This is a genomic window from Actinomycetospora endophytica (genome assembly GCF_021026375.1).
GTDB classification, from domain to species: domain Bacteria; phylum Actinomycetota; class Actinomycetes; order Mycobacteriales; family Pseudonocardiaceae; genus Actinomycetospora; species Actinomycetospora endophytica.
Map to the genome: position 1 here is coordinate 1 of NZ_JAJNDB010000013.1, position 11,113 is coordinate 11,113.

Annotated in this window: 9 protein-coding genes; 3 read left to right on the top strand and 6 right to left on the bottom strand. The window is 67.6% G+C overall.

Annotation, left to right across the window (positions count from 1 at the left end; all coding sequences use genetic code 11):
• Together LQ327_RS33400 and LQ327_RS33405 are read left to right on the top strand one after the other, a co-directional pair.
• On the top strand, window positions 1-341 hold a 341-nt coding region (locus tag LQ327_RS33400), incomplete at its 5' end, for a hypothetical protein (RefSeq protein ID WP_230741082.1).
• Window positions 342-1,053: 712 nt separating this feature from the next.
• The gene (locus LQ327_RS33405; protein WP_230741084.1) at window positions 1,054-1,620 is read left to right on the top strand and encodes a TetR family transcriptional regulator; all 567 of its coding nucleotides are present in this window, start codon (window positions 1,054-1,056) and stop codon (window positions 1,618-1,620) included.
• Window positions 1,621-1,629: 9 nt separating this feature from the next.
• On the opposite strand, the gene LQ327_RS33410 is transcribed toward LQ327_RS33405, so the two are convergent.
• From LQ327_RS33410 to LQ327_RS33420, 3 genes are all read right to left on the bottom strand, one after another.
• Window positions 1,630-2,640: an aromatic ring-hydroxylating oxygenase subunit alpha gene (locus LQ327_RS33410; protein ID WP_230741087.1), complete on the bottom strand. Its 1,011-nt coding sequence runs from the start codon at window positions 2,638-2,640 to the stop codon at window positions 1,630-1,632.
• Window positions 2,637-5,087, bottom strand: coding sequence for a cytochrome P450/oxidoreductase (locus tag LQ327_RS33415; RefSeq protein ID WP_230741089.1), 2,451 nt, complete (start codon window positions 5,085-5,087; stop codon window positions 2,637-2,639). The genes LQ327_RS33410 and LQ327_RS33415 overlap by 4 nt, the downstream gene beginning before the upstream one ends.
• A gap of 234 nt (window positions 5,088-5,321) precedes the next feature.
• The gene (locus LQ327_RS33420; protein ID WP_230741091.1) at window positions 5,322-5,519 is read right to left on the bottom strand and encodes a ferredoxin; all 198 of its coding nucleotides are present in this window, start codon (window positions 5,517-5,519) and stop codon (window positions 5,322-5,324) included.
• Between the two features lie 829 nt (window positions 5,520-6,348).
• Between LQ327_RS33420 and LQ327_RS33425 the strand changes: the two genes are divergently transcribed.
• Window positions 6,349-7,533 (top strand): hypothetical protein, encoded by a 1,185-nt coding sequence (locus LQ327_RS33425; RefSeq protein ID WP_230741093.1) that lies wholly within the window; start codon window positions 6,349-6,351, stop codon window positions 7,531-7,533.
• A gap of 266 nt (window positions 7,534-7,799) precedes the next feature.
• Here the strand turns inward: LQ327_RS33425 and LQ327_RS33430 are convergent, their stop codons facing one another.
• The 3 genes from LQ327_RS33430 to LQ327_RS33440 all read right to left on the bottom strand — a co-directional run bounded on the left by LQ327_RS33430 (window position 7,800) and on the right by LQ327_RS33440 (window position 10,774).
• Window positions 7,800-8,201: a hypothetical protein gene (locus LQ327_RS33430; protein WP_230741096.1), complete on the bottom strand. Its 402-nt coding sequence runs from the start codon at window positions 8,199-8,201 to the stop codon at window positions 7,800-7,802.
• 373 nt (window positions 8,202-8,574) lie between these two features.
• Window positions 8,575-9,378 carry a hypothetical protein gene (locus LQ327_RS33435; RefSeq protein ID WP_230741098.1) on the bottom strand — a complete coding sequence of 268 codons (804 nt, stop codon included), beginning with the start codon at window positions 9,376-9,378 and terminating at the stop codon, window positions 8,575-8,577.
• 13 nt (window positions 9,379-9,391) lie between these two features.
• Window positions 9,392-10,774: a hypothetical protein gene (locus LQ327_RS33440; protein WP_230741100.1), complete on the bottom strand. Its 1,383-nt coding sequence runs from the start codon at window positions 10,772-10,774 to the stop codon at window positions 9,392-9,394.
• Window positions 10,775-11,113 lie beyond the last annotated feature (339 nt).

Sequence of the window (11,113 nt, forward strand, 5' to 3'; positions counted from 1 at the left end):
CCACCCCCACCACCGGCCACGGCCTGTTCGACCACGACCCCAACACCGGCATCGGCGGCGGCCTGCCCACCCCCACCACCGGCCACGGCCTGTTCGACCACGACCCCAACACCGGCATCGGCGGCGGTCTCACCAGCAAGAGCCACAGTGACAGTGAGACCAACGCGCACTCGCTTTCTGGAACCGGGCACCACGATTCGACCAACGGCGGGCATAGCGAGCACCACCTAGACCGCGTCGACACCAGCCACGAGTCCAGCCACGACAGCAACGCCCACGAGGCCAGCCACGACACGACGGCACACAACGGAGGAGGCGAGCACCTCGCGCTCCACCACTGAGCCACGGCTCACGCCGACCCAGACCAACCTCACCGGTTAGGCCGTTGATCCCGGTGTCAGGTTGGGTGGGTCCGGCAGGTTCGCTCCACCATTTCGTTTCCCTGCGGTGGCTACTGTCCGTCGTGCAGGCCCGCCGGATGTTGGACGGACCGGCCGGCGTGGCCCCCACCAGGATCTTCCCACCGATCGGTCCGAGCCCCTTCTCCCAGCAAGGAGCCGAGCCCGTGGTCGTGTTATGGATTGACGCGCACGGGCGCAGCCACATCGTCGTCGCGGTCGACCAGCACGGACGCCAGCTCGCCACGAAGACGTTCGGAACCACCACAGCCGATCACCTAACACCCAGCGTGAGCTGACACGCTCCCTCACCCGGTCCTGACATAGAGCCGACTTATCAGCCAGCCTGCGTAGAGCCCTCCCGCTCTGGCTCAGCCTCTGGTGGGCCCGGTGGGACTCGAGCCCGCAGACATCAGACGCGGGCCACGAGGAGGCCGGCGCCGACCTGGTGTGGTCCGCCGACGACGAGCCAGTCCCGGCTGTTGTCCCTGATCGCCGCTCAGCACGCGCTCGCGATCGAGAGAGCAAACGCCACCGCGTCGGTTCGACGGTTCGCGGCGAGCGGTTCTCCGGGAGACCGTTACAGGGATCACAGATCATCAATAGTTGTCGTCGAAGACGACACTCTGACTATCACTGTCGTACATTGGGACACATGAGTGCGCCTGCCTTCTACGACGAGCTGCGGGCCTTGCGACTCGAGCGCCTCCTCGACGCGTCCGTCGCGATCATTACCGAGGAGGGGTGGGATCAGCTGAGCATGACGAAGGTGGCGCACCGGTCAGGCGTCCCCCGCCAGAGCCTCTACAAAGAGGTCGGCACCAAATCCGCGCTCGGCGCCGCCGTTGTCCACCGTGAGGTCGTCCGCTTCCTGGACGGGGTCCGCGAGGGCATCGCGGCCCACCCCGACTCGGTCGAAGACGGGTTGGGCGCCGCCGCACGCTTCGTGCTGGAGTACGGCGAGACCAACGCCGTGCTCCAGTCGATCCTGCGTCCCGGCAGCGACCCGGAGCTGCTCGAGCTCGTCACTGTGAATCCCGACCCCGTGCTGGTCCAAGCGTCTCGGGCGGTCGGCGACGCGCTCGGCGGCGGCGGGTCGGACGCGATGGTGGACTCGATGGTCCGGCTCACGCTGAGCCACCTGCTACAACCGACCGTCAGCATCGAGGAGGCCGTGGACCGCATCAAGCACACGGTCCGCAGCCTCCTCGCGGCCGGCTGAGTCGGTTGATCAGTCGGCGCGCTCTTCTTCGACCATCGACTGCATGATCTTCCGCGCGCGCAGGGCGGCGCGGTCGGCCTTGACGTTGACGTAGCGCCGCGGCGTGGGGTCCTCGTCGAGACAGCGCTGCATGGTCTCGAGCACGGCGACGTCGCGGTCGGCCATCTCGTGGAAGACGCCGGCCAACTGCGCGCCCGCATCGGAGGAGAGGGAGCCACCGCGCCACGAGATCTGCAGGAAGACGTGCGTGACGCCGGACGACTCGGGCGTGAAGCCGTGGGTCCGGACGAGCTCCAGCTCGGGACCGTCCGGGCCGATGATGCTGTAGGTCTGCTTGTGCAGGCCGGGGGTCACGAACGTGCCCGTCTCCCTGCGGCCGAAGGATTCGAGCCTGTCGAGCCCGGATACCTTGGCCTCCCACGGCGCCAGCGGCGCCTGGGGCAGCTCTCGCGTGTAGGCCACCGACATCTCGGACACGATCACCTCTTCGAGGGGGGGCAGCGCCTCGATTCCGGGCGGCACGAGCTCCGGGTGCATCTCGAACACGTTCGTGAGGTCGAGGTAGTGCTCGTGCAGCAGCACCACGTCGGCCGCCACGACACGCCGCTCTCCCACGCTGCTCCAGCCATCGCCCTGCAGCCAGGGCGTCGACGGGGGCGGCCGCAGCCGTTCACCGCCGGGGGTGCCGGTCCAGATCCAGACGAACGGCGCGCGCTCGAGGACCGGGAACGCTCGCACCTGCGCACCCCAGGGCGGGTTGTCCTGCCCGGGCATCCGGACGCAGCGACCGGACGCATCGTAGGTGCAGCCGTGGTAGCCGCACACGACGAGGTCGTCCTCGCGATGGCCGGCGGACAGCGGATAGGGCCGGTGCGCGCAGCGGTCCTCGAGCGCGGCGATCGAGCCGTCGGAGAGCCGGAAGAGCAGCACGGATCGGTCGAGGATGCGTCGGGAGACCAGTCCGTCGCCGACCTCGTCGGAGGTGGCCGCGACGTACCAACAGTCCTGGGGATAGCTCACAGGTCCATCACCAGCTTCTGCGACAGTGAGCGGGAGACGCAGGGCATGATCGTCGTGCCACTCTCGCGTTCCTTCTTGGACAGGACCGAGTCACGGTGGTCGGGCGTCCCCTCGAGGACGTCGGCCTCGCACGTCCCGCAGATGCCCTCCATGCACGATCCGAGGACCTCGACGCCGGCCTTGGCGACCGCGTCGAAGATCGACGTGCCCTCGGGCACCGTCACCGTCACTCCCGAGCGGGAGCACTCCACCTCGAACGAGTCGAGCGCGTCCTCGGGCGCCGCGACTTTCTTGGCCGCGAACCGCTCGATGTGCAGGCTGCCATCCGGCCAGGACGCGCAGCCCTCCTCGACCGCGTCGAGCAGCGGGCCGGGACCGCAGCAGTAGACCTGGGTGTCCGGCCGGGGCGTAGCGAGCACCGACGCGAGGTCGAGCAGACCGCTGTCGTCCTGCGGCCAGATCGTCACCCGCTCGTCGCTCTCGAGCTTGTCGAGGAACGCCATCGACGCCCGGGACCGGCCGCCGTAGAGCAGGCTCCAGTCGGCACCGCGCGCCTCGGCGGCCTCGATCATCGCGAGGATGGGTGTGATGCCGATGCCGCCGGCGATGAACTGGTAGCGCGGCGACGAGACGAGCGGGAAGTGGTTGCGCGGGCCGCGCACCCGGACCGTCGAACCCTCTGCCAGCTTCTCGTGGACGTACGCCGACCCGCCCCGACTGCTCGGCTCGCGGAGCACCCCGACCTTCCACGACGTCTCGTCTGCCGCGCTGCCGCACAGGGAGTACTGCCGCGTCAGCGACGCGTCCAGGACGAGGTCGATGTGTGCGCCGGCTGTCCAGGACGGGAGCCCCGCGCCCGCCGGGTCGACCAGGGTGAGCTCCACGACCCCCTCGGCGACGTCGCGACGAGCTGCGATCTCCAGGTCGAACTCGCTCTCCGTGGTGCTCGTGACCCAGCCCTCACGGGAACCCCCTCGTTCGGGCTGCGGTGCAGCAGGCTCCGGTGCGGCGGCTGCGGCTCGATCGCGTCCCCACGCGAACGGCCGTTCCTCGCGGGGCCGGGGCTGCTCACCGAGAGGCGTGAGCGTGACCATCATCTTCGTGTAGCCACGCACGAAGTTCGACTGCAGGTACTCCGGCTCCTCGACGACCTCGATGTCCTCGAACCGCGCCAGCAGCTCCTCCCACAGGATCCGCAGTTGCAGCTCGGCCAGCCGGGCGCCCATACAGCGGTGCACACCGATGCCGAAGGAGAGGTGGTTGCGGGCGTTGGGACGCTCGATGACGAAGTCGTCGGGATTCTCGAACCTGCGCTCGTCCCGGTTGGCCGACGCATACCACATCACGACCTTGTCGCCCTCACGGATGAACTGGCCGTTCAGGACGGTGTCCCGCGTGGCGATCCGGCGCATGTAGGCCAGCGGCGTCTGCCATCTGATGATCTCGTGGACGAGCTTCGGGACGAGGCTGTGGTCGGCCTTGAGGCGATCGAACTGGTCCGGGAACTGGTTGAGCGCGAACACGCCGCCCGACATCGAGTTGCGGGTGGTGTCGTTGCCGCCCACGACCAGAAGGATGAGGTTGCCGAGGAACTCCATCGGCCGGTTGATCAGGTCCTTGGTGTCCGGCGACATCTGCATCAGCGTGATCAGGTCGTAGCCGGGTTCTTCGCCCTGCGCCAGGCGAGCGGCCTTGTCGTGCCAGAGTTCGCTGAAGCTCTTCGCCATCTCGGCGACGCCCCGATACATCTCATCGAGGTCGGTGGCCCCGCCCGTGGCCGCGGCGCTGGAGGCCGCCAGCTCAGTCCAGTAGACGAGCTTGCGTCGATCCTCGTAGGGGAAGTCGAGCAGGGTGGCGAGCATGCGCGAGGTCAGCTCGATGCTGACCTTGTCGAGCCAGTCGAACGGCTCGTGCACCGGAAGGTCGTCGAGGACCTCCCGCACGCGGGAGCGGATCAGGTCTTCCATCTCGTCGAGGTTCTTCGGAGCGACGACGCCTTGCACGGCGCCGCGCTGCTCGTCGTGACGCGGCGGGTCCATGGCGATGAACATCTCGATGTCCAGGCCCTCGGGCGGGACGCCGATGACGATCTGCGGTTCGGCCGAGAACGTCTCGTAGTCCTTGTCCACGGTGACGATGTCGTCGTAGCGGGTGACCGACCAGTACGGCCCGAACGGACTGCTCGCCCGGTAGTGAACCGGGGCCTCGTCCCGCAGGCGCTTGAAGTAGGGCAGCCATTGCCCCTGGCCGTACATGAACGGGTTGCTGACGTCGATCTCGGTCAGTGCGAGCTCGTCGACGTCGGGGATCGGCTCCTCGACGAGTGTCGGCTGCTTGTCACCCACTACCGCCCGCTTCGCCCGCTGGTAGAGGTGCAGCCCGTGAACCTGCAGGTCCATCGGGATCGCTGCCTGCGCCCGGTTGATCACCCCGTCGAGAACGCTCATGGCCGTGTTCGCCGCCTCTGTGATGAGTCCCTACCGCGTCTGACAAAACGTCAGCGTACGTCATCAGCGATGACAACTGAAGAGTTATTGTCGCACGCCGTATCGCCGCAGCACCGCGAGCCACGTCCGCACCGCGGGGTGCTTGCTCGACATCGTTCCTCCTCCTTCGATGCGCCCGTCGACGGTCCGCACCGGCCGCCGACCGGCGTGCTGCCGAGCAGCCGGGCCGGTCGGCTACTGCTCGTGCAGGGTCAGCGCACCGGCGGGGCAGGCGCCAACGGCTTCGCGACCCTCGTCGATCTGGTCCTCCGGCGCCTGATCGGTGAGCAGGTTCAAGGCACCGCCGTCGCCGACCTCGAAGACGTCGGGGGCGACGGACTCGCACATGCCGAGTCCGGTGCACTTGTTCCGGTCGACCTCGATGCGGGCCATGGGTGTCCTTCCTGGGCGTTATCGGCTGTTTGGGCTTCGGCCCATCGCCGCCTGGAACCCGCCTCCCTCGAGGACGCACCGCCCGGGCGACACCACCCGCAGCGCCAGGCATTTGAACCGGTGCCGGGAACCGAACAAGAGTCGTCGTGGTCGGAGCGGGCTCATGCCCGGCCTCGAGGACCTTCCTTGGCGGCGCTGCTCGGCAAGAGGCTTTGCAGCCGCACAATCGTCGCGAATCACCTTAATGCGACACCTCGCCGTATTGCAACCTCTTCTTCGCGCTGAGACCCCCACTTCTCGGCACGGTGCGAGTCGAGGCGGCTGCGCTTCGTGTCGGCGGAACACAGCAACCGTCTTCGGGTAACGCTGTGACGTGGATCTCCGATGTCCGGTCGGTTGCCGAGGTCTCCTCGGGCCGTGACGGCGAGACCGCGACGCCGCCCACCCGCATCGCGACGGAGAGTGGCATCACCGCTCCTCATCCCGCTGTACCCGGATACCAGCAAGGGGGGTGTTCTCGTGCTGCGTCCTATTCGCCGTTTGGCCCGTAACTGGCGGGGCTGAACGCTCCGCTCACCCACGTCCACTTCGAGGAGGTGATCTCCATGCTGCGTCGTCTCCGTCGCCTCGCCCGCAATTGGCGCTGCTGAGCGCTGCCCGCAATCGCGTAGGTCATCGAGAGGGGGTGATTTCACATGCTGCGTCGTCTCCGCCGGCTGGCCCGGTCCTGGAAAATCTGATCAGCCATCACGGGTGTCGGGGCACGCCACGGCTCGCCCCGACACCCGTGGGCCACGACGCAATCCCGACGAAGAAGAGAAGAGCTCGCATGGGTCGGCTGGGGTGGGCGGAGTCCGCGCGGTGGCGGGTATCGCACCGTGGCCTGGTGCTCGCCGGTGAGGACGGCGACGCCGCCCTGCTCGAGCACCCCCGCGCCGCCGAACTGCCCGAGCTACTCGGCGACTCCCCCACCACCGAGCAGCTGGCCCAGCGACTCGGCAAGCCACGACCAGGTGAGCTGATCGGCGAGCTCGTCTCGGCCGGTCTCCTGGTCCACCTCGACCATCCCGCCGCCCCCGCAGCTACTCAGGCGAAATCAGAACGGGCGGTGGTGCTGACCCGCTCCGGGATGGAATTCGCCGGTATCGAGCGACCCGCCCGCTGGGTCCACACCCACCTGCGCTGGGTGTGGACCTCGCTGCCCGGTCGCCTGCTGCTCGCCGCGATCGTGGCCGGTGGGATCGTCGCGCTACTCGCCGGCCGCCCAGCGGGCCCCTCGGTCAGCGCCGATCCATGGGCCGACGCCCTGCTCGGGCTGACGGTCGGCTGGCTGGCCGCGGCGGCCCACGAGCTCGCCCACGCCGTCGCGCTGGTCAGCTACGGTCGTCGGCCCCGCCGCGCCGGATTCGGGTTCTACTGGGGCGGCATCTCCTTCTACGTCGACTCCACCGAAGCGCTCACCCTGCCCCGCCGGGCCCGAGTCACCCAGGCCCTCGTCGGCCTCGGCGTGGACGCCGTGACCACCAGCCTGCTCGCCATCACCGCCCACCTCGTCGCCACCCCGGTGCTGGTCTACGCCGTCGCTTGGCGCGTCGCGGTCCTCGCGACGTTGGGCATCGTGATGAACCTGCTACCGATCCTGCAGGTCGACGGACACTGGGCCCTCGCCGACTACCTCGACGAACCCGACCTCGCCGCCCGTGCCCGCACCGCCCTGGGCGAGACCCTGCGCCGGCAGCCCACCCAGAGGCCGCGATGGCTGATCGGCTATGGCGCCGCCAGCCTGCTCGGCGGACTCGCCGCCCTCACCGTTGCCGCGTTCGTCTGGTGGGCCGCCGCCGGGGACCTCGCAACCGCTCTGTTCACCGGCAACCCGGCGGAGATCCTCATCGGGCTCGTCCTCGTCGGACCCATCACCGCGAGCCTGCTCATCAGCCTGCTCGGCCTCGCCCTCGACCTCCTACCCCACGACTCCACCGCCGGCCCCACGACTGCGCCTCCGGCCACGAGGTGACCGCAGCCGTCAGCAAGACAGGACATACAGCCTCGGACCAACCAGGACGGTCGACCCGTGCGCGCCCCTAGCGCCTGACATAGATCGGACTTATCGGCGACCGGTATGGACCTTCGGCTTATGCTTGATGTGGCCACCGTCAGCCACCTGCTCATCGACCGACACTCAGCCGGTCATCGCGGGCAAGAGCTTCGACCTACAAACCACCCCGGCGTCAGCGCACCTGTTGATGTTGATCTGACCAGGCTCGCTCTTCCGGCTAGGGTTCACATGAATACTCTTCGTGCGACCTCTACGAGCCGATCGCGGACGTCATTGTTCTTTCGGCTGCCACTAGGCGTCCCCACGCTCGCCACCACTCCGAACTTAGCAACGGTTCCGTCGTCTTTCTCTACGCAAATCTGTGGAGCGGCGGTCAGCGAAGCCCGTCCAACGCCATAAACATCGATGATACCGCCCACCCCAACAGCCTGCGAATCAACTATGCTTACTAGCCTACCCACCACGTAGTTCACTGCACTGGCGTGCGGGACTTGAATCAGGCGACAGCCCCACTTCACCAGTTCCTGCAATCCGTGCAAGTTCCAAGGCTGGAATACTAAGCGATAATTCGTCACGATCAATATTCCGCCGGTAATGTGGCCTGCAGCCCCGTAGGCTTGGGCCACCTCGTATTCACCCTCGTAGAAGGGTACGTCGACGGTGTCTTGAGTACTCCACGCCACAGTTCCCCCATCAAAAGCCGTCAGCTGAATGAGCCGACTGCATTCAAGCTCAGCAGAGGCATCGTAACGCCCTGTAGCAAGCCCTTGGTCGGGACGAGACCCGTTCGGCCTCAGCTATTCACTAGGAAAGAGCAGCCAGTATCTTCGAAACCCGACGCAAGAGCTTGAGGAGCCCTTAACGAACTTATAGAGCAAATTGCCGATCTTGCATAACCGGCTGCGTGCCCACCCCGACGTCCGCCGTCACACACAACAGCGACCTGGTCTGCACCGCACAGCTGCCCACCCACCTCATAAGCGGGCCGCTCCCGCCGGCTCAGGGCTGCCGGTAGGTCTCGAACAGAGTGATCGAGCGGTCGAGAAGGGCTGCTGGAGCAGCCGAGGACATGAACTGGTTGTCGATCCCGCCCGAGGTCACCTGCCCGAGCGCTCCGCCTCCCACCAGCGGGTCGAAGACCTTGGTCTGGGCTTGCGACGACCAGCGCAGTCCGTGGGCGGTACCGCTGTGGGTGCGCCAGAGCAGCCGGTAAGCCTGGACCAGGTCGGCGTTGACGGGCTCGATGTGCACGAGACGCTTCGCGACGGTGTCGATGATGGTGGTGTCGTCGAGACGTGCTTGGACCTGATTCGGTGTCAGGCCCAAGCCCTGCCCGGCTGCTACTGTACGGTCGGTCCACTCGGTGAGCAGTTCGATCCGCTCCTCGAGTCGCGCATTGTCGACGTCGCTGATTTCGCGCATGTCGCGGAGCGCGGTCCGTTCTTGCTTGAACTCCTCGTGCGCTAGCCGCAGCGCCCGCCGCTGTCGTTCCTGGCGACTGTCGTGATCGAGAAGCCACAGTGCGTGTGATGCCCCGAGCACCGCGGAGCGGGCGAGGGTCTGCGGCGCCAGAGGATGGCTCCTGCCCTGGACCACGAGGGCGTCCAGGTACATCTCGAGGTGGTCGACCCCGTGGACGATCCCGAACCAGGCCAGGTGACTGAGCGGGAGCACCGGAAACGCGGCGTCGTCTTCAGCGAGGCGACTGTGGGCCGCGACGAGCCGGGGTGCGGTGACGTAATCACGCCACCGCCGCACCGCTTCGACGATGGTCAGCAGACGTTGTTCGTTGGTGGGGCCCACATCCTCTGACATGTCACAACCGTTTCCGCTTGCTGCTGTCGGGATGGCCGGGAGGTTCCGAGGTGTTGATCGTCGCGACGCAGACCTCCGCGATGTGCCCGTGGTGGTCGAAGCGCAGGAGCGGCCAGCCCTCGACTGGACTCGCAACGTCCCGGATGTAGTCGGCCCGGGCTCGAAGCTTGCTGGTCACGAGCGTGTGGGCTCGCGCAAACCCCACGCGGTCGACCAACAGAATGAGCAGCGCGCTGGTGTGGCGGACCTGCAGGTAGTTCAGGAGCTGGTCGAGGGCCGTACTCGCTTCCGTCGGTCCGGAGTACTTCTTGTTCTCTCCCACGAACACTTTCGCCGGCGCGGTCCCGTTCGGCAGCGCATTAGCCCGGATGAAGATGTCGGCCTTGCCGCCTCGGCAGTAGACCTCGCGGTGGGCGCCGGGCAGCGCGGTGTTCAGCGAGACGACCAGCAGGTCGCTGATGCGGTCCTCGACGAGCTGGCGATACGCCTCGGGGTGCTGTTCGACCGCGTCAGCCCAGACCCGTACGTTCCGGAGCACCTGCGCGAACGAGGCGTCGTCGAGGCGCGTCGGCCCACCGGGCAACCTCAGCTCGTCCTCGCTGGCTCCATCACTGGTCGTTTCGGGCTTGGCCGGGGTGAGACGGGGTTCGGGCGCCTGCCAGTCGGCGGGGAAACCGGTGCTCAGCCTGACCGCCGACAGGCCCGCGAGAAGGTCACACTGCCGGGCGACGGCCTCGCGCAGCAGCTCGGGCAGTAGCTCGTCGAAGAACCGCCGGTGCTGCTCGGCGATCGCTGCGATGATCGGCTCCACCCGGTGGAGCTCGACGCGAAGCAGGTCTCCGAGGTTGATCTCGCCGGACCGTACGCGACCCATATCCGACGCGAGGACTTCGACGAAGGTATGCAGCCCCTGGTCTCGTTGCCGATCGTCGTCGCCAGCCACGATCCACCGGTCTGACGCGGCCTGCGCCTCGTGGTCGGCTAAGTCTGTGGCTGGCGATCGCGGGGTCCTCGAGGACAGCGCCCGGAAGGACAACCCGTCGTCGACGGCCGGGAGCTCGGCGTCGGTGTCTTTCCCGTCGGGCCACCACTCGAGGGCGTGTATGTCGCCGTCCACGGGGTAGCGCACGAACTGGCGGACCGTTCGAGCGCTCCCACCCGTCTCGACCGGCCGATGAACGAACCTCTGCACGGTGTTGCGGCCCTCTCCGAGGGTCGGCGGCGCGATCCGGAACTCGGCGAGCAGTGACTCCACCACCGCCTCGGGCTCCGCGAGCTCGGCGAGGTCACGGATGCTCTCGATGCGATCGAGGCCCGGGCTTGTGTAGTGCTGGGCGAGATAGCCCGACAACGGACTGCTGCTCCGCTGGAACCCCCGGAACACGCCAGTCATCATTTGCCCGGCGCCGAGGGATCGACGGGGCCAACCGTGCCCAAGCCCACCCACTGCCCCGCGATCAACACATCGAGCTCGGGAAGCCCGGCAGCCACGGCGACCCGGCGCGTGCCCACCTTCGAGGCGGCGTAGCCCTCCCCCACCACGTCCTCTGCCCCCTGCCTTCGTCGACCGCGATTAGTGTCGCCCAGGGGTCCGGCAGGGGAGTGTCCGACTGACGGTGTAACTGGCCTTCTGGCTCCGGGCGTGTCCCGGGGGAAGGACCAGTCATGACCGACACGATCGAGCCTGTGCCGGCTCGGATCGATCAGCAGCAACTCGCTCAGG